The organism is Micrococcus terreus, from assembly GCF_900116905.1.
Taxonomy (GTDB): Bacteria; Actinomycetota; Actinomycetes; order Actinomycetales; family Micrococcaceae; genus Citricoccus; species Citricoccus terreus.
Window position 1 is genome coordinate 233,778 of the sequence record NZ_FPCG01000001.1, and the last position, 18,953, is coordinate 252,730.

Here is an 18,953-nt window from a genome sequence, read left to right on the forward strand (position 1 = left end):
TTGATCTGGCGAGCGCATAGGCTGACGGTATGGCAGGACTTTCACTGATCAAGCGCATGGCCGAGGCACTGCTGCACCCGATGACCCCTCAGGACGTGCTCTCCCTGCTCGATCCCGTCCACTCCTCGCGTCAGCTGCGCGGCGTGGTCACCAAGGTCACCCGCCCCATGCCCGGCAGTGTGACGATCTCCTTCCGCACCGGACCCGGCTGGCGTGCGCATGACGCCGGTCAGTGGGCCCGGATCGGCGTGGATGTGGACGGCGTGCGCCAGTGGCGTTCCTACTCCCTCTCCGCTCCCGCCGGCGCCGATCCGGAGATCACCGTGACGGACATCGGCAAGGTCTCCGGCACCCTGGTGCGCACCACCAAGGTCGGCGACGTCCTGTTCCTGGCCCGCCCCGAGGGGGACTTCGTGCTCCCCGAGGAGCCGCGTCCGCTGCTGATGCTCACCGCCGGATCCGGTCTGACCCCGGTCATGTCCATGATCCGCACCCTGGTCCCGCGCCGCCCGGACGCTGACGTGGTCCTGATCCACTCCGCCCGTACCCCGCAGACCGCCCTGTTCCGCGAGGAGCTGGAGGAGCTGGCCGATCAGTTCCCCGGCCTCACGGTCCACCACCACTTCACCTCCGAGTCCGGCCGGCTGGACCTGACGGACACCGCCACCCTGGACGCCCTCTGCCCCGACTGGCGTGACCGCGCGGCCTACGCCTGCGGCCCCTCCGGGTTCCTGGACGACGCCGAACACCTCTGGGCCACCCACGGACCCACCGGCCCCGGCGCCCTGCAGATGGAACGCTTCCAGGCCGACCTGACCGGCGGGGAGGCCGGCGCCGGCGGACTGGTGGTCTTCGAACAGTCCGACACCGAGGTCCAGGCCCCGGGCGACGTCCCCCTGCTGGAGGTCGCCGAGGACGCCGGACTGCCCGCCCCCAGCGGCTGCCGCATGGGCATCTGTCACGCCTGCCTGGTGCCCCTGCGTTCCGGCCAGGTCACCGATCTGCGCACCGGCGAGGTCCACGGCGACCCCGGCCAGCTGATCCAGACCTGCGTGAGCGCGGCCGCCGGGCCCGTCAGCCTGGGCCTCTAGCCCTCCACCTTCCCGACGACGGCCTCTCACCGAGGGCCTTCGCCTCCCGTTCCCCGTTTCCAGACTTCCGACGTCCATCCCCTCACTTCAGGAGGACCCTTGACTCAGACCCTGCATCCCACCACCACCGAGACAACCGCGACGAGCACCGAGGAGCGCCGCACCACCATCCGCCGCTCCAGCGACCGTGTCCTGCCGGCCGACCGCCCGAACACCGTCAGCTGGGCACCGCGCGAGGACCAGCAGGAGGGCGGCCCGGCCGCATCCGCCTCGACGGCCACTGTCCCGGCCCTTGCTGCCGACTCGTCACCTGACTCGACCCCAGCGTCCGCCGCCCGGGTGCGCCCGGGGTCCCTGGCCGCCGTCGGGAGCCCTGCCGTGCGGCCCCCGGCCGCCGCTCACCTCTCCGATGAGCAGGTGGCCGAGCTGGCCCGTGAGCTGGATGCCGTGCGGGATGACGTGCTCTCTCGCCGAGGCGCCTCGGACGCCGCCTACATCCGCCGGGTCATCCGCCTGCAACGTGTGCTGGAACTGGCCGGACGTGGCTGCCTGCTCAACGCCCAGAACAAGGTGGCCTGGGTGGCCGGCACTGCCATGCTCACGTTCGCCAAGATCATCGAGAACATGGAGATCGGGCACAACGTGCTGCACGGGCAGTGGGACTGGATGCGCGATCCGGACATCCACTCCACCACGTGGGAATGGGACTTCGTCACCCCCTCCACTGCCTGGCAGAACACCCACAACGATTTGCACCACCGTTGGACCAACGTGATCGGCAAGGACCGGGACGTGGGCTACAACGTGCTGCGCATGGACGAGGACGAGCAGTGGCAGCCCCGCCACATCCTCAACCCGGTGATCAACGCCGGGCTGGCACCGGTGTTCGAGTGGGGGATCGCCCTCTACGACCTCGAACTGGACCGAGTGAAGGCCGGAGAGAAGTCCCGTGAGGAACTGATGCGAGATCTGCGTTCGGTGGGTGTGAAGGCCGCCAAGCAGTTCGCCAAGGACTACGCCGCCACCCCGGTGGCCGCGGAGCTGCTGACCGGCTCCGGCAAGGCCGCGCTGATCGGCACCGTGGTGGCCAACGGGCTGCGCAATATCTGGGCGCACTCGGTGATCTTCTGCGGCCACTTCCCAGAGGGCGCGGAGACCTTCACCGAGGAGATGGTGGAGGGGGAGACCCGCGGCGACTGGTACGTGCGGCAGATGATCGGCTCGGCCAACATCGACGGCTCCAAGTTCATGCACTTCATGACCGGCAACCTCTCCCACCAGGTGGAGCATCACCTGTTCCCGGACCTGCCCTCCAACCGGTACGCCGAGGTGGCGCCAAAGGTCCGCGAGATCTGTGCCCGCTACGGACTGCCGTACACCACCGGCCCGCTGCTGAAGCAGGTCGGCTCCGCCTGGGCCAAGGTGTTCCGCCTGGCCCTGCCCGGGAAGTGAGGCTGTGGTGGGATTGGCCAACCAGCGGTAGTAGGGCTGGCGAGAGGGCTGCCTCTGTCCGTCAAGGACCTCGTTCTCCTGCGCCAGCAGCCGGATCCGTTTGAGCGCCTGCCGCAAGTCGGCGGCCGCAGTCCGAGACCGGCCCGGCTTGGCACCCTCCTCGATGTCGGCGTGAGGCAACCACGTGCGCAACGTCATCGGGTGGGCCCCACATCTTTAACGATCTACTCGATGGTCACGCCGGTCTCGCGATCTCGAGCAACACGAACCAGGCCGTCACCCAGCTCGCTCGGGTAGGGCTTGGGGACAGAACCCTTCTTCCAGGCTGCCCTCCCGGGCAAGCCAGATTGGGATGACCTGACCTATGGATCAGGATGTCACTTACTCATGCAGCAGTCCCCCCGACGTTCTTCATCGATGGTTGTCGGATGGTCGGCAGCTATGACGCGCGCTCATTGACCGAGATGCTGGAATCCAGCCGTCGCGGAGGCCGCACTCAGGCGGCTTAGACCTGAGACCGGCCTCCGAACCGGAAAAAGGTAGGTCCGCGGGCAGTGCAAGCGCCGTCCCGCTTTGCTCTTGAGCTCTTTCCAGCGGCTGACGACGGTGATGACGGAAGTGGGTTTCCTTTCGTTGACCTCGACTATCGCAGAGCTCGGGCCACCCAGGCTCCATCCTCCATAGCTGTGCGTACCACCGCTCCCACAATGCGCGTCACAGACGGGTGGACCGTCTAGGACAGGTGCCTGATCCGACGCAATCGATAGGCCCCGTTGCTAATCTTCTTGGCATGGTCAAAACACCCGCGCCCACGTCGCGGGATCCCTCGCCCGTTCAGCAAGACGTGCGTGTTCTCGGCGCGCGCGAGCATAACCTTCAGAACATCGACCTCACGGTGCCCCGCGACGCGCTGGTGGTGTTCACTGGGGTCTCCGGCTCGGGGAAGTCCTCTCTGGCGTTCGGAACCCTGTTCGCAGAGTCTCAGCGCCGCTACCTTGAGTCCGTCGCTCCGTACGCTCGTCGCCTGATCGACCAGGCCGGCGTCCCGGACGTTGACTCCATCACGGGCATGCCGCCGGCCGTTGCTCTTCAGCAGCAGCGTGGAGGCCGTAGCGCGCGGTCTTCGGTAGGCAGCATCACCACGCTCTCATCCCTGGTGCGGATGCTCTATTCCCGGGCTGGCCACTACCCTGATGATCAGCCGATGCTTTACGCCGAGGACTTCTCCGCCAACACAGTGCAGGGCGCATGTCCTGAGTGTCACGGCATCGGCCGGGTGTACGAGGTCACCGAGGACAAGATGGTGCCCGACCCTTCGCGGACGATCCGCGAGCGGGCTATCGCCTCGTGGCCCACGGCCTGGCACGGTCATCAGCTGCGCGATGTGCTCGTCGCCCTCGGCTACGACGTCGACGTCCCCTGGAAGGATCTGCCGAAGGAGGATCGGGACTGGATCCTCTACACCGAGGAGACGCCGTACGTCCCGGTCCACTCGCGGCTGACTCTCCCCGAGGCCCGGGCCGCGATCGAGGCTGGCGTCGAGCCAAGCTACTCCGGCACCTTCGTCGGTGCTCGCCGGTACGTGCTCGACACGTTCGCGAACACCAAGAGCGGGTCGATGAAGCGGCGCGTGGCGCAGTTCCTCACGGTCGCTCCCTGCACTGTCTGCCACGGCAAGCGGCTGAAGCCGGAGGCTCTGTCCGTGACGTTCGAAGGCCTCGATGTCGCAGAGCTCTCCGAGCTGCCGCTCGCGGAGCTTTCGACGTTGATCGAGGAGGCAGTTGAGCGGGCCACCGGCGATCTCGACGGGACCGAGACGGCGGGTCAGGCACTGGATGAGACAGCCCGGCGCGACGCTGTGCAGCAGCGCGTCGACGCCGGGGGTTCAGCCCATGCGGCCGCCCCCGACGTGCGCAAGACGCCGAACCACTCGGTGGAGAAGCTGGCCGCGACAGCGCGATTGGGCGCAGAACTCGTCAACAGACTACGGCCGATCATCGATCTCGGTCTGGGGTATCTCTCCCTGGGCCGCACCACCCCCACCCTTTCCGGCGGCGAGCTACAACGACTGCGACTCGCGACCCAGCTGACCTCCGAACTGTTCGGCGTGGTCTATGTGCTCGACGAGCCTTCCGCAGGGCTTCATCCGCAGGACGTCACTGCGCTGCTCGGCATCCTCGATGGGCTCAAGCGCCGAGGCAACAGCCTGTTCGTCGTGGAGCATTCGGTGGACGTGATGCGGCACGCGGACTGGCTGGTCGACATCGGCCCCGGCGCGGGCGAGCGCGGCGGACGCGTCATCTACAGCGGGCCCACCGATGGCCTCGCAGAGGTGGAGGAGTCCGTCACCCGCGGGTACGTTTTCGGGGGCAGCGGCCTACCCCGGCGGACGCCCCGAGAGCCGCAGGGGTGGTTGCAGCTCGAGCACGTAACTCGCAACAACCTGCGCGACGTGTCGATCTCACTTCCGCTCGGGGTGTTCACCGCTGTCACCGGAGTCTCGGGATCAGGCAAGTCGAGCCTGGTCAGCCAGGCATTACCTGCGCTGCTCGGCGAGCGGCGGGCACGAACTGTCCAAGCGGAGGACGCTGCCGCCCCCGAAGAAGACGAGCTCCTGCTGACGGACGAGCCCGAGGAGCTCGAGGGAACGGTCCGGGGAGACCTCTCCGGGGTGCGCCGCGTCGTCAGCATCGACCAGAAGCCCATCGGTCGCACCCCGCGCTCAAACGTCGCCACCTACACCGGTCTGTTCGACCACGTGAGACGGAGGTTCGCGGAGACGCCCGAGGCCCGCGCTCGGGGGTACAAGCCAGGCAGATTCTCCTTCAACGTCACCGGCGGTCGCTGCCCTACCTGCAAGGGCGAGGGATCAGTCATGGTGGAGCTGCTCTTCCTCCCCTCGGTCTACACCGAGTGCCCCGACTGCCACGGCACCCGCTACCAGTCCAGCACTTTGGAGATCATCTGGCGCGGCCGCGACATCGCGGAGATTCTCGCCATGAGCGTCGAGGAGGCCCACGATTTCTTCCACGGAGAGTTCGACATCATGCGGTCGCTCGCGGCACTCATCGACGTAGGTCTCGGGTACCTGCGTCTCGGACAGCCGGCTACCGAGCTGTCCGGAGGTGAGGCACAACGTGTCAAGCTCGCTACCGAGCTCCAACGATCCCAGCGCGGGGACACTCTCTACCTACTCGACGAACCGACGTCCGGTCTGCACTGCGCCGACTCCGACCGGCTCGTGGCGCATCTTCAGACCCTCGTGGATGCAGGCAATACCGTCGTCGCGGTAGAGCTCGACATGCGCGTCGTCGCCGCAGCCGACCACGTCGTCGACCTCGGACCCGGCGCGGGAGACGACGGCGGCACGGTGGTCACCTCAGGAACGCCCGCGCAAGTCGCCTCGTCCGGAGTCGGCGCGTCGGCACCGTACCTCGAGGCGGCGCTGCAGAAGGCCGCCTCCCTGGGGTGAGAGTCAGCAGGCTTCGTGGCTGGTGACCGGCCCGGCGGACAGGGAACCATGGTCAAGCTCACGCCCCTGGACGGGCTCGGTCTGTTCCACGCTGTGGACGAGCTGCTCAACCCCCGTTCCTAGAATGGGGGCATGTCCGTATCCCGCTCCACCGCTCCCACGCCCACCGCACCGCTCGTGTTGGGCATCGAGTCCTCGTGCGATGAGACCGGATTCGGGATCGTCCGCGGAACCGAGCTGCTGGCCAACGCTGTGGCCTCCTCCATGGAGGAGCACGTGCGCTTCGGCGGGGTGATCCCGGAGATCGCCGCCCGTGCCCACCTGGAGGAGTTCGTCCCCACCCTGCAGCAGGCCCTGGTCACCGCCGGCGTCACCCTGGCGGACCTCGACGCGATCGCTGTGACCTCCGGGCCCGGGCTGGCCGGGGCGCTGATGGTCGGGGTGGCCGGTGCCAAGGCCCTGTCCCTGGCCACCGGCAAACCCCTCTACGGCATCAATCACCTCGTCGCCCACGTGGGGGTCGGCGTACTGGACGAGGTGCTGGGAGGCGAGGCGTCCGTCGTCGGGAACAACCGCGCCACCCTGCCCGCATCCCTGGGCGCCCTGCTCGTCTCCGGTGGCCACACCGAGATCCTGCGGGTGAACCGGCTGACCTCGGATGTAGAACTGCTCGGCTCCACCATCGACGACGCCGCCGGCGAGGCCTATGACAAGGTCGCCCGACTGCTCGGTGCCGGCTATCCGGGCGGACCGGTGATCGACCGGCTGGCCCAGACCGGCGACCCCACCGCATTCCGATTCCCGCGCGGACTGAGCGCCCCGAAGTTCGTGGGCACGGCCGAGGAGCCCGGCAAGCACCGGCATGACTGGTCCTTCTCCGGCCTGAAGACCGCGGTGGCCCGGTGTGTGGAGCAGTTCGAGGCCGCGGGGGTGCCGGATGAGGAGATCCCGACGGCGGACATCGCCGCATCCTTCCAGGAGGCGGTCGCGGACGTGATCACCTCCAAGGCGGTGCGGGCCTGTCAGGAGCACGGTCTGGACCACCTGCTGCTGGGCGGGGGAGTGGCGGCGAACTCACGACTGCGCGGACTGCTGGCTGAGCGGTGCGCGGCGGCCGGGATCGAGCTGACGGTGCCCCCGGTGCGGCTGTGCACGGACAACGGGGCCATGGTGGCCGCGTTGGGGGCGCAGCTGATGGCTGACGGCGTGGAACCCTCGGGACTGGACTTCGCCGCTGACCCCGGCCAGCCCGTGGAGCGGGTGTCCCTGCAGGGGTGAGTCATGTGGGGTGGGGAGTTCTCCCCATGGTGACCGACTGGGCCTGGCGATAGCCTGAGTTGAAAGGTCCAGACTCTGGACCCGCTGCAGCCATCTTGGAGGAACGACCAACTATGACCGAGTTCTGGATCAAACCGGACGAGTGCCAACGCGTTCTGGACGAGGTCCGCGACGTGATGCGGGATCGCGACAGGTACTTCCAACATGCGGACAGCGACCTGAACATCGTGGATCGCAACAGCTACGTGGACGCCGAATCCAAGAGAGGCGATTACGAGGCGTCTGAACTGGATCAGGCGTACCGGCAGTTCTTCCATGAAGGACTGTCACCGCAGTTCGACAAGATCGTCCAGATGATCGAACGGCGCATCGGGATCATGCAGGACGTCATCGACTACTACGTGTCAGGTGATGCAGAAGTCCAACACCGTTCCCAGAAACAGGGCAAGGACATGCCAGTGATCCTCAACGCGGATGGGACCGCATGGGACAAGCCGCCGTCTGATGTCGACGGGTCGCTGCCGGGTGGCCACTACCAGGAGGCTCCGTACCAGTTCCTGGACACGAACACCCCGGAGGAGGGCTGATGGCGAACTTCACGGCGATCTCCTGGGAGAACGCAGACACGTTCCACCGTTCGGACGCGCACTATCAGGGGCACACGGCCTGGGCCATGGTGAGTCCCACGACTGGATCGGCCGTCATCGCGGCGGGGCAGCTGCTGGGGCGCGTGACCGATTCCGCGGCCCTGTTCAACGAGGTCTTCGCGATCTGGACCCAGTTCGAAGATGCCTATGGAGGCTCAGACGCCTCACAGGTCGTCACGGCGATGTCCGAAGTGGCCCGCGAACTCGAAGCGTTCCAGTCGGCGACCAAGATGTTCTATGACGGTGTCGTCGAGTATGACGCGGCCGTGCAGAAGCACGATGGCAAGAAGTCCGACTACGACACGTGGGCGACCGACTGGACCGACCGGTATTCCCAATTCCTGGTTGATCAGGACAGGCCGCTCGACGAGTTCATGACGAAGTACCGCGTCCCGAAGCTCGAGCTCCACAGCCGCCTGGAGGCAGAGCGAGCAGAGAACGAACCGACCGCACAGAACATCCAGCTGGACATCGCCACGGCACGTCAGACGCTGGCCGACACTCTGAACGCGATCGATTTCGACGATCTGACGGATCTGCGTTTCACCATCCACTCCGCTGGGCTGGACAGGGTCGACTCGACCGAGGAGATGGAGTTCATGCTGCTGAACAACCATCTGTTCGGGGATCAGCTCTCCGCCGCCGACGCGAAGCGTGTCGCCGCGGAGATCGACATCGAATCCCTCCCCTACAGCTATATCGACGAGAACGGTGTCAAATGGATCCGGACCAGCTCGGGGGAACTAGTGGTGGTCGGCAGTGCCATGGACCCCAACCTGCAGCTTCGAACACTGGAAGCTCTCGCGAACGATCCAGCGACGAAGGACATCACCGTTGACCCGGTGGGGGGATCCAGTGACACGGACAGAAACCGCACAGACGGGTTGTTGACGCTGTCCGAAATCTTCACGGAAACATCGAACTACTACCTCCTGGAACCTGAGATATCGGGCGCAGGCATTGTCTTAGGTACGGCCGGCGGGCTTGCCGTGGTGGCCTTCACCGTCGTCTCCTGGGGACAAGCGGGAAACCAGCATGCCGCTGTCATGTCGTCATCACACTTTCTGATGACCAACGATCAGATCGAGGAGGCAGCGCAGTGGGCGGTTGACCGAGAGATGACAATTACAGGTGTGTCCTTGGCTGCGAGCGTGGCCATTGCATTCATCCCGGGAATTGGAGCGGTGGCCTCCTTCGGTGCCAATTTCGTCGCAGGGAATGCGATCAGCTTGGCCATGGACGCAGCCTGGGATAACGCGCAGACTGAATCCGAGATGATGCAGGAAGTTGCTGTGAAGGGTCTGCCGAACGCCTACGATCCCGACGAGCACGCTCGACTGATCGATGAGCGCAACCGGAGGTTCGGCACAGGGGCCGGTGGGGGAGGCGGTCGACCGATGATGAGGTCCTCCCAGTGACCACAGGCCAACGGCTGTCCTACATCCCACCAGGCTGGTCAGCTGCATTCACTTCTGGGATGGACATCCTCAAGATGGGTGGTCCCGAAGGAACAGGGATGGTTCCGACCGTCACTATCCGTCGGTGGTCGGACCTGATGCCCGGTCAGCCTCAGGTGGATCCACGCCAGGCGATTGACGATGGAGTTCTCCTCGCCACCGACCGTTGGGTGGGTGATGAATGGTTCGGGCTGCGCTTCGTGATGCTGACCCCTCTCCTGGGTGGGATGTCCGCAGCGGTGGTGCGCTGGTTGCTGTGGCCTACCGCAGAGCCCGACGGGGTCGATCCTGACGAGTCTGTACCAGTGCTGGATGTTGTCGGGACGTGCAGTCTGAGGCTGTACTCCTCGTGCCGGGAGCTGATGGACATGGTGGTGGCCGGTATCCCTTCTGACTGGGGTCCGGCCACTGTTGCCGCTGCCGCAGACGACGGGTTCGCCCAAGCCGTCCGAGCGGCGCAGAACGCTCCTCGGCTTCGGTCTGAACCCGGTCCATGGGGTTACTGGCCACTCACGGATGTCTCATCCACCACCTGGAGTCGACTTGCCGACATGAATGCGGACGAATGGAGGAGCGGACCGGAGGACCTGCGCAAGGATCTCCTCGATCTCGAGTTCATCGACGATACGGGGGAGCTCACCACCCGCGGCAACATCGCTAGGCACATCCGATCCCGGGAAGCAATGCGCACTCACCTGGATGTGTGGACCGCGAACAGGCATGCGCGGCCACTGCTGATCGAGCATCGTGGCCTTTGCGCAGTGGTCCGCGCGGCCCCGGCAGGACCTGTGGACCCCGGGCCCCGACTTAACGACTCCCCGCGGACGTCCCTAGGGCTCATGCCCGCTGAAAGCGTCGCGGAGATGATCTGTCTCGGCCTGCGCACCAGCACTCGGACCATGCAGGTGCCCGCGTCAGAGCCGGTCCACCTGGAGACTCTGGTGACCCACGTCCTCAATGGACCCGGAGCCGAAGTCGAGGGGACCATGCTCACCTCGATGCGCCAGGCCAGTGCCGCAGTCCCTTGGACCCTGTGGAGACTCAGTCAGGACGCCGTGCGCAGCACACCACACGACACAGCCGGCGCACCGTTGAGCTTCACGATCCTGGACGCCGGTCCCGCCGGGGTTTTCCGGCTGTTCAGGCCTGAGGAGCCAACAGAGCAGGAGGACCATGTGGTGCTGGCGCCATGGCCCGGCAGCGAAGTCCTGGCCAGTCTTCTGGAATTCTTCGGATGTCCCGGCCCCCCCGCCCAGCGAACCGCAGAGTCGAATCGCATGAGGTGACCGGCCGTCGTCGGGAATCCTGAACACGATCACGCCAACTGCGGTTCCGCTCGGCGAGTCGCACCAGTTGGCGTGCACGTGATCAGTGGGGGAGTGGGTCCGGAGCGCCCAGCATCAGCGGGAGAGGGAGTCGCGGGTGCGCCCGACGGCGTCACGCACCACAGCACGCAGCGGCGCCGTGGGATCGGGCAGGGCAGGCAGATCGATCCCTGCCCCGACGGCCTGAGCGGCCTGGCGCACCGTCTGCGCCGCGACCTGGCGCTGACGTGCCGCCGCACCGCCGGACTCCAGCATGGCGTGGATCCCGTCCAGCTCCGCCGAACAGCCCAGCCGCTCGGCCACCGGTGCCAGACGCTCCAGCTCGGCGCGCAGGTGGTCCGAGACCAACTGCTCCTCACCGTTCGCGTCCAGGATGATGATGGCCTCCAACCCGTACCGGGCCGCGCGCCACTTGTTCTCCTGCACATGCCACGGCGGCATGGTGGGGATGCTCCCGCCCGCCTCCAGGGTGTCGCTGAAGTCCTGCACCAGGCACTGGGTCAGGGCGACGATGGAGCCGATCTCCTCCACTGTGGCCATGCCGTCGCACATGCGCATCTCCACAGTGCCCAGCCGCGGCACCGCGCGCACATCCCACCGGCACTCGGTCACGTCATCGATCACGCCGGTGTGCATCAGGTCCGCCACACAGGACTCGAACCCGGACCAGTCCTGGAACTGGAACGGCAGCCCCGCCGTGGGCAGCTGCTGGAACATCAGGGTGCGCTGGGACTGGTACCCGGTGTCCGCACCTGCCCAGAACGGGCTGGAGGCCGAGAGCGCCAGGACGTGCGGGAAGTAGTTGACCAGACCGTCCACCACGGGCATCGCCTTGCGGACGTCATCCAGACCCACGTGCACGTGGACCCCGTAGATCACCATCTGCCGGCCCCACCACTGGGTGCGGTCGATCATCTTGCCGTAGCGGTCCTTCTCGGTGACCGGCTCGTCCGTGGGCAGCGCGAAGGGATGCGAACCCTGCGAGTACAGCTCCAGGCCCAGCGGGTCCGTCACCGCCTGCACCTCACGGGCCACTGCGCGCAGCTGCTCCACGCCCTCATCCACCCGGTGGCAGACCCCCGTGACCAGCTCCACCGTGTTCTGCAGCAGCTCCTGGGTGATCCGCGGGTGGTCCGTGCCCGGGGCCAGGCCGGCATTGCGGGCCACCTCCCCGAGCACCGTGTCCGCGTCCGAGCGCAGTGCCCCGGTCCCGGCGTCCACCAGGGCCAGCTCCCATTCCAATCCCAGGGTGGACTGCTCAGAGGGGGCGAAGGGCAGGTGCAGCGTCACGCGGGGCTCCAGAAGGACGAGGGGCAGAGACGCGTTCATCCTACGGTCCCTGCCGCCGCCTGCGGCGAGGTGATGCGGGAGGTGAGAGGCCGTCGTCGGGACGAAGGAGGCGTGGCGGAGGCGGACACAGCCCCCGGGGCAGCACGTAGTGTGGAGAACGGCACCTGACCCGGAAGGAGCCCCACACCCCATGTTCCAGGAACGCGCCGTCCGCTACCGGCAGATCGTGGAGATCCTGCTGCGCCATGGACTCGGCTATCTGGTGGGCAACGCGCCCCTGCCCCGGCTCAAGCCGTTCGAGGCGCTCAAGGCCGAGGCCAACCGTGAGAAGTACAGCCCCCAGGAGCACCTGCGCCTGGCCCTGGAGGAGATGGGTCCGGTGGCGGTCAAGCTCGGGCAGACCCTGGCCACCCGTGAGGACCTGACCCCGGAGAGCTACCGCCGCGAACTGGCCAAGCTGCAGGACAGCACCGCCCCCGTGGACGGGGAGACGATCGTGCAGGTGGTCGAGTCCGAACTCGGCGCCGGCGTGGACACCCTCTTCGCCCGGTTCGACCGGACCCCGTTGGCCAGCGCCTCCCTGGGGCAGGCCCACGCCGCCGTGCTGCAGGACGGCCGCGAAGTGGTCCTGAAGATCCGCCGCCCCGGCGTGGTGGACCAGGTGGAGCAGGACCTGGAGATCCTGCAGAACCTGGCCGCCACGGCCTCGCGCAGTTCACGCACCCTGGCCACCGTGGACCTGGTGGGCCTGACCGACGAGTTCGCCACCACCCTGCGCTCCGAGCTGGACTACCTCAAAGAGGGACGCAGCGCCGAGCAGTTCGCCCAGAACTTCGCCGGCAACCCAGCCCTGCGCATCCCGGCCGTGCACTGGGAGAGCACCACCTCGCGCGTGCTGACCATGGAGCGTGTGGGCGGGATCAAGATCGACGACGTGGCCGCCCTGGACGCCGCGGGGATCGACCGTCCCGCGCTCGCCGTCCGTGCCACGCAGATGATCGCCCAGATGATCTTCGAGGACGGCTACTTCCACGCCGACCCGCACCCCGGCAACCTCTTCGTGGAGGAGGACGGGCGGATCGCGCTGATCGACTTCGGCATGGTCGGCACCCTGGACGCCCAGCTGCGCACGGACCTGGGCACCCTGCTGGGGGCCGTGGTGCGCAAGAGTCCGCGGAGGATCGCCCACGCCCTGGTGGAAGTGGCCCCGGGCCGTCAGCCGGTGGACATGGCCGCGCTCACCCGGAACATCGGGCCGATCGTGAACCTGTACGCCGGCAAGACGCTCGCCGAGTTCAAGATGGGCCCGCTGCTGATGCGCGTGTTCGGCGTGCTGCGCCGGCACCACCTGCAGCTGCCCCGCGAGATCGCCCTGCTGCTGCGCATGATCATGATGGCCGAGGGCATGGGCGTCACCCTGGACCAGGACTTCCAGCTCGGCACCGTGCTCAGCCCCTATGTGCGCGCCATGCTGATGGACCGCTACGCCCCCACCGCCGTCATGCGCCGCCTGGCCGAGACCGGCACCGGGCTACTGGAGCTGGCCGATGACCTGCCCGAGCAGTTCCGCCGCCTGCAGACCATGCTGGACACCGGCGGCCCCGAGGTCCACCTCCGCGCCGACGAGTTCGAACCGCTCGTGGACCGGGTGGGCGTGGCCGGACAGCGCTTCGGCGCCGCTCTGATCGGTGCGGCGATCGTCCGTGGCATGACCCAGGTGGCCACAGCGGAGCCGGAACGACGACGGCGCTGGCACCTTCCAGCCCTGGGCACCGGCTTGGCCGCCACCACGGTCTACAGCGGGTACCTGGGCTGGCTGGACTACCGACGCCGCCGCGCCGCGCGCTGAGCCGGCTGCCAGCGAGCGGACCTAGCATGGGGGCGTGACTCTGCCCCGCACTCGTGTGCTCTCCGCCCTCTCCCTGTCCACCCTGCTGCTGCTCACCGGCTGCACCGCACCGGGCGGGCAGAGTCCGTCCACCTCGGTGACCGGGGGGACCGGAAGCGCTGGGCAGAGTGGTGAGGGGCCGTCGTCGGGAAGCCTTGAGGAGGAGCCTCAGACCGAGCTGGAGCGTCTGCTGGCGGCCGGGCCGGACGAGGAGCTGCGCTCGCGGGCCGCTGAGGCCGTGGCGCAGATGAGCCTGGACCAGAAGGCCGGCCAGGTGCTGGTGGGCCAGCTCGGCGCCGCCGGGACGAGCCCGGAGGAGCTGGAGCGGCTGCACCTGGGCGGGGTGATCGTGATGGGCGACGCCGTCCCCACCTCTGGGGGAGAGGCTGATCTGGAGGCGCTCTCGGCCGAGCTGACCGCTGTTCAGGAGGCGCTGCAGGCCGGGCGTGACTGGTCCGGCGTGGTGGCCGTGGACCAGGAGGGTGGACTCGTGGCCCGGGTGAAGGCCCCGCTGACCGAGTGGCCCACCCCGATGAGCTACGGGGCGGCGCCGGCCGGTGCAGGGGAGGACGCCGAGCCTGGTGCGACCGCCGAGCTGACGCGAGACGGGCACCGGCTGATGGGCGCCGAGCTGGCCGAGCTGGGGTTCACCGTGGACTTCGCCCCAAGTGTGGACGTGACCGTGGGGGCGGCGGATCCGGCGATCGGGGCCCGGTCCTTCTCCTCCGACCCGGAGGCGGTGGCGGCGCTGGGTGCCGCCGGACAGCAGGGGCTGCTGCAGGCCGGTGTGCTCGCCTCGCCCAAGCACTTCCCCGGGCACGGCTCCGTGGAGGACGACTCCCACGTGACCATGCCGGAGCAGGTCCAGAGCGTGGACGAGCTGCTGAGCCGGGACTGGGCTCCCTTCCAAGATCTGATCGCCGCGAGCCACCGTGAGGAGCAGTACGCCCCGATGATGATGATGGGGCACCTGGATGTCCCGGAGCTGGACCCGGGCGTCCCCAGTTCGGTGTCGTCGGCGGCGTACCAGGCGCTGCGCGGACTGGGCGACGCCGACTACGACGGCGTGGTGGTGACCGACGCGCTGAACATGGGTGCCCTGGTGGAGCGGTTCGGTCCGAACGAGGCACCGGTGCGGGCGCTCGCCGCCGGCGCAGACCTGCTGCTGATGCCCTCGAACGTGGTGGGAGCGCACGGCGCCCTGGTGTCCGCTGTGCAGGACGGAGAGGTGCCGGAGGAACGGCTGACCGAGGCGGCCGAGCGCGTGGTGACCATGCTGATGTGGCGAGATGCCGTGGCCGGTGAGGTGGCGTCGTCGGGACCTGATGAGGCGGCCAGGGCGGACCAGGGCGCCGATGCCGCTGGGGTGAGCGAGCAGGTCTCCGCCTCGGCGATCACCGTGGTGGACGGGGTGTGCGGTGAGTCGATGGTGACCGACTCCCTGCAGATCCGCGGGGGAGACGAGACCGACCGGATGCGGCTGGCCGATGCCGCGCAGGAGGCGGGGCTGACGCTCGGCTCCGGCCCGGTGGTGACCCTGGTGGGCTCGGCGCGCGGGGCTGCCCACGGGGACGTGGTGGTGGCTCTGGACGCCCCGTTCGGTCTGGCGGAGTCCCGCGCGTCCGAGGACGGTGCCCTGGTGGCCCTGTACGGGCGGACCCCCGGAGCGTTCGCCGCGCTGGTGGACGTGCTGACGGGTGAGGCTGAGGCGCCGGGTGCCCTGCCGGTGCAGGTCGGCGACTGGCCCGCCGGCACCGGCTGCTGATGAGCCGCCGCGCTGACACCGTGCGGTGCCGGGTGCCGGTGCGGTGCTGGGATGGGACGTGCTGGACGGCAGAGCCATCCGAACCGTGATGCACCGTCCCGGTGCATCCTCCCGCGGGCGGCACACCCTCATGGGGCACGAGTGCCGGGGCCGGGCGTCCCGCAGCGGACTCAGGCCTGCGCCACCAGGGCATCCAGGCGGTCCGGGTCGAGCAGCACCACCCGATCGGCCTGGACCCGGACCAGGCCCTGGTCCTTCAGCCGGGTGAGGGCCCGGCTGAAGGACTCCGGCGTAGTGCCGATCAGCGAGGCGACGTCCTTCTTGGCCAGCGGCAGCCGGACTGTGCTGGAGCTGCCGCGCTCCAGAGGGAGATCGAGCAGGTAGTCGGCCAGCCGGACGTCCACGTCCACCGAGCTCAACGCCAGCCGCCGTTCGGCCTCGGCCATCCGCTCGCTCACGCTGCGCAGCATCTGCAGGACGATGCTGGGGTGCTCGTGCATCAGCCCCGCCAGGGCGGCGTGGGTGAAGACGCACATGCGCGTGTCCGTCAGGGCCTCGGCCTGGTCGGTGGCCCGAGCCCCGGTGAGGAAGGACTGCTCGCCGATGGTCTGCCCGGGACCGGACACGCGGATCAGTCGCCGGCGCCCCTGGGGAGACCCCCGGGTCAGCGCCACCTGCCCGGTGTGCACCACGCTCATGCCGGCCGGCTCGTCTCCATCGGCGTACAGCAGCTCACCGCGTTGCAGCAGGCGGGGCCGGGCCAGCCGTGCCACCGCCTGCTGCTGATCGGGGGTGAGTCCTGCGAAGATCGGCACCCGAGCCACGCAGTTGTCCTCGTCCCGGCGGATCTCCCGGAGGGGCAGGGTGCGCATGGCACCTGATTCTGCCCCACCGGGTCCGGCCGGGGCCGCCGAACCCTCAGACCGCATCGGCGACCACCGCCTGAGGCGCCATCCGCTGGGAGCGAGAGGCCCTCGTCGTGCCCTGCCGGGTGCGCAGCAGGCGCATGGCGTTGAGGATGACCACCAGCACCGAGGCCTCGTGGACCAGCATGCCGATCGACATGGTCACCCCGCCGCCGAACACTCCGGCGAGCAGCAGCACCACCGTCACCAGGGCGATCGTGATGTTCTGACGCATCACCGCCGCGGTCCGCCTGGCCAGACTGATGGCCTCCGGGAGCTTGAGCAGGTTGTCGCCCATCAGGGCGATGTCCGCCGTCTCCACGGCCACGGCTGATCCCGCCGCGCCCATGGCCACCCCGATGTCCGCCGTGGCCAGCGCCGGGGCGTCGTTCACGCCGTCGCCGACCATGGCGACCGTGTGGCCCTCGGTCTGCAGCCGGGCCACCGCCTCGAGCTTGTCCTCGGGGAGCAGGGAAGCGTGGATCTCCTCGATGCCCGTCACCTCACCCATGGCCTCGGCCACCAGGCGGGTGTCCCCGGTGAGCATGACCACCTTACGGACGCCGGCCTCGTGCAGACCCCGGACCATCGCGGCGGCGTCAGTACGGACCTGGTCGGCCACCGCCACCACGCCGATCACTGTGCCGCCCAGCGCGATGATCATGGGTGTCCGGCCCGCCGCGGCGAGCTCATGCGCCTGGCGGCCGGCGCCGACCTCGTCCACCACCCCGTACTGCTCCAGCAGGGCCGCGTTGCCGATGAGCACCCGCTGCCCGTCGACCACGGAGACGATGCCCTTGCCCGGCACCGGGGTGACGGAGCCCGGGAGGCCGACGGCTCCCACGCCCTCCGCGCGGGCGGTGTCCAGGATGGGCCGGGCGAGCGGGTGCTCGGATCCCGCCTCTGCGGCGGCGGCCCAGCGCAGGACGTCTCGGCGGTCCATGGTGGGGGAGAGGACGACGACGTCGGTCAGCTCCGGGCGTCCCTCCGTGAGAGTGCCGGTCTTGTCCACGGCGACGGCGCTGATCCGGGCCGCGGTCTCCAGGAACTCGCCGCCCTTGATGAGGATGCCGTTGCGGGCGGCCCGGCCGATGCCGGCCACGATCGCCACCGGGATGGAGATCACCAGGGCACCGGGGCAGCCGATGACCAGCAGGGTCAGTGCCAGGACCACGTCCTGGGTGACCAGCCCGGCCACCAGGGCCAACACCATCACCGCGGGGGTGTACCAGGACGAGAAGCGGTCGATGAACGCCTGCGTGCGGGCCTTGGCGTCCTGGGCCTCCTCCACACGGTGGATGATCCGGGCCAGGGTGGTGTCGGCACCGATGCCCGTGGCCGTCACCTGCAGGAAGCCGCCCCGGGAGACGGTGCCGGCGAAGACCTGGTCCTGTGCGGACTTCTCCACCGGGATGGACTCTCCGGTGATGGAGGCCTCCTCCAGGGCGCCGGTGCCGTCCAGCACGATCCCGTCCACGGGGACCTTGGCGCCGTTCTTGACGAGCACGGTCTCTCCTACCTGCACCTGGCCGGCCGGGACGTGCACCTGCGCTCCGTCCCGCAGCACCACGGCGGTGTCCGGGGCTACGGCCACCAGCTCGGCCAGAGCCGACCGGGTCTTGGTCAGGGTGGCCGACTCCAGGGCGTGGCCCACGGCGAACAGGAAGGTCACGGCCGCCGACTCCCAGAAGTTGCCGATGACCACGGCGCCGAGGGCGGCCACGGACACGAGCAGGTCGATCCCGATCACCCGGGCGGTCAGGGCCCGGGCGGCCTGGAGCAGGATCCGGTATCCGGCCACCGCGGCGGCGGCGAGCATGGCGACGTCGGCCAGGGTGAAGGTGCTGGCTGCTGTATGGGCGTGCTCTCCGGCGTCGATCCACCACTGGGGGGCGACGGCGGCGTTCCACGCCCCGCCGGCCAGGTGCTGGAGGGCGAAGGAGAGCAGGATGAGGACTCCCGACACCACGGGGACGGCCCAGGTGCCGCGAGCCCATGTCCGGAGCCTGGTCATGGCGGTACGACCTTTCGAGAGATGAGGAACGGGGAGGGGAAGAGGGGCGCTGGGCGGGAGACGCGCGGGGCGGCTCAGCCGCCGGTCAGAAGGTGGACGGAGCCGCGGCGTAGCCGGCCTTGGCCACGGCGGCCACGAGGTCGTCCACGGAGACGCGCTCGGCGTCGTGGTCGATCTCGATCCGGGCCGAGGCGAAGTGGACCTTCACGGCCTCCACGCCGGGGAGCCGGCCGACCTGCTTCTCGATCTTGTGGACGCAGGAGGGGCAGGAGAAGCCCTCGGCGCGCAGGACGGTGTGGGTGGTGGTGGCGGTCATGGTGAGACCCCTTCCGGTGGCGGTTCTTCAATGGTCCATCAGCAGTTCCCTGC

General features: G+C 68.6%; 13 protein-coding genes. 9 read left to right on the forward strand and 4 right to left on the reverse strand.

The window, feature by feature from the left end; translation table 11 throughout:
• The first annotated feature begins 29 nt into the window (after positions 1-29).
• From BM355_RS01130 to BM355_RS01165, 7 genes are all read left to right on the forward strand, one after another.
• A complete protein-coding gene (locus BM355_RS01130; RefSeq protein WP_091693022.1) occupies positions 30-1,091 on the forward strand; it encodes a ferredoxin reductase in 1,062 nt (353 codons plus the stop codon).
• A gap of 99 nt (positions 1,092-1,190) precedes the next feature.
• Positions 1,191-2,543 carry a fatty acid desaturase family protein gene (locus tag BM355_RS01135; protein WP_091693025.1) on the forward strand — a complete coding sequence of 451 codons (1,353 nt, stop codon included), beginning with the start codon at positions 1,191-1,193 and terminating at the stop codon, positions 2,541-2,543.
• 790 nt (positions 2,544-3,333) lie between these two features.
• A complete protein-coding gene (locus BM355_RS01145) occupies positions 3,334-6,015 on the forward strand; it encodes an excinuclease ABC subunit UvrA (RefSeq protein WP_091693027.1) in 2,682 nt (893 codons plus the stop codon).
• Between the two features lie 132 nt (positions 6,016-6,147).
• A complete protein-coding gene (gene tsaD / locus BM355_RS01150) occupies positions 6,148-7,293 on the forward strand; it encodes a tRNA (adenosine(37)-N6)-threonylcarbamoyltransferase complex transferase subunit TsaD (protein ID WP_091693030.1) in 1,146 nt (381 codons plus the stop codon).
• 113 nt (positions 7,294-7,406) lie between these two features.
• Positions 7,407-7,880 (forward strand): hypothetical protein, encoded by a 474-nt coding sequence (locus tag BM355_RS01155; RefSeq protein WP_091693033.1) that lies wholly within the window; start codon positions 7,407-7,409, stop codon positions 7,878-7,880.
• Entirely contained in the window at positions 7,880-9,358 is a 1,479-nt protein-coding gene (locus BM355_RS01160; protein WP_091693034.1) for a hypothetical protein, read from the forward strand. Before BM355_RS01155 ends, BM355_RS01160 begins: the two co-directional genes overlap by 1 nt.
• Before the next feature lie 59 nt (positions 9,359-9,417).
• On the forward strand, positions 9,418-10,683 hold the full coding sequence (locus BM355_RS01165; RefSeq protein WP_143109372.1) for a hypothetical protein: 1,266 nt from the start codon (positions 9,418-9,420) through the stop codon (positions 10,681-10,683).
• Between the two features lie 114 nt (positions 10,684-10,797).
• On the opposite strand, the gene BM355_RS01170 is transcribed toward BM355_RS01165, so the two are convergent.
• Entirely contained in the window at positions 10,798-12,006 is a 1,209-nt protein-coding gene (locus tag BM355_RS01170) for a glutamate--cysteine ligase (protein ID WP_091693856.1), read from the reverse strand.
• 196 nt (positions 12,007-12,202) lie between these two features.
• Between BM355_RS01170 and BM355_RS01175 the strand changes: the two genes are divergently transcribed.
• Both BM355_RS01175 and BM355_RS01180 read left to right on the forward strand, forming a co-directional pair.
• Positions 12,203-13,861: an ABC1 kinase family protein gene (locus tag BM355_RS01175; RefSeq protein ID WP_091693040.1), complete on the forward strand. Its 1,659-nt coding sequence runs from the start codon at positions 12,203-12,205 to the stop codon at positions 13,859-13,861.
• Between the two features lie 34 nt (positions 13,862-13,895).
• Entirely contained in the window at positions 13,896-15,665 is a 1,770-nt protein-coding gene (locus tag BM355_RS01180; protein ID WP_342715171.1) for a glycoside hydrolase family 3 N-terminal domain-containing protein, read from the forward strand.
• Between the two features lie 170 nt (positions 15,666-15,835).
• On the opposite strand, the gene BM355_RS01185 is transcribed toward BM355_RS01180, so the two are convergent.
• From BM355_RS01185 to BM355_RS01195, 3 genes are all read right to left on the reverse strand, one after another.
• Positions 15,836-16,537 carry a Crp/Fnr family transcriptional regulator gene (locus BM355_RS01185; protein ID WP_091693043.1) on the reverse strand — a complete coding sequence of 234 codons (702 nt, stop codon included), beginning with the start codon at positions 16,535-16,537 and terminating at the stop codon, positions 15,836-15,838.
• A gap of 46 nt (positions 16,538-16,583) precedes the next feature.
• On the reverse strand, positions 16,584-18,584 hold the full coding sequence (locus BM355_RS01190) for a heavy metal translocating P-type ATPase (RefSeq protein WP_091693045.1): 2,001 nt from the start codon (positions 18,582-18,584) through the stop codon (positions 16,584-16,586).
• 85 nt (positions 18,585-18,669) lie between these two features.
• A complete protein-coding gene (locus tag BM355_RS01195) occupies positions 18,670-18,900 on the reverse strand; it encodes a heavy-metal-associated domain-containing protein (RefSeq protein WP_091693048.1) in 231 nt (76 codons plus the stop codon).
• Between the last annotated feature and the right edge of the window lie 53 nt (positions 18,901-18,953).

Coding starts and splice junctions, on each gene's coding strand:
- BM355_RS01175 (WP_091693040.1), top strand. CDS start 12,203: ATGTTCCAGGAACGCGCCGTCCGCTACCGGCAGATCGTGGAGATCCTG.
- BM355_RS01190 (WP_091693045.1), bottom strand. CDS start 18,584: ATGACCAGGCTCCGGACATGGGCTCGCGGCACCTGGGCCGTCCCCGTG.
- BM355_RS01145 (WP_091693027.1), top strand. CDS start 3,334: ATGGTCAAAACACCCGCGCCCACGTCGCGGGATCCCTCGCCCGTTCAG.
- BM355_RS01155 (WP_091693033.1), top strand. CDS start 7,407: ATGACCGAGTTCTGGATCAAACCGGACGAGTGCCAACGCGTTCTGGAC.
- BM355_RS01195 (WP_091693048.1), bottom strand. CDS start 18,900: ATGACCGCCACCACCACCCACACCGTCCTGCGCGCCGAGGGCTTCTCC.
- BM355_RS01130 (WP_091693022.1), top strand. CDS start 30: ATGGCAGGACTTTCACTGATCAAGCGCATGGCCGAGGCACTGCTGCAC.
- tsaD (WP_091693030.1), top strand. CDS start 6,148: ATGTCCGTATCCCGCTCCACCGCTCCCACGCCCACCGCACCGCTCGTG.
- BM355_RS01160 (WP_091693034.1), top strand. CDS start 7,880: ATGGCGAACTTCACGGCGATCTCCTGGGAGAACGCAGACACGTTCCAC.
- BM355_RS01185 (WP_091693043.1), bottom strand. CDS start 16,537: ATGCGCACCCTGCCCCTCCGGGAGATCCGCCGGGACGAGGACAACTGC.
- BM355_RS01165 (WP_143109372.1), top strand. CDS start 9,418: ATGGACATCCTCAAGATGGGTGGTCCCGAAGGAACAGGGATGGTTCCG.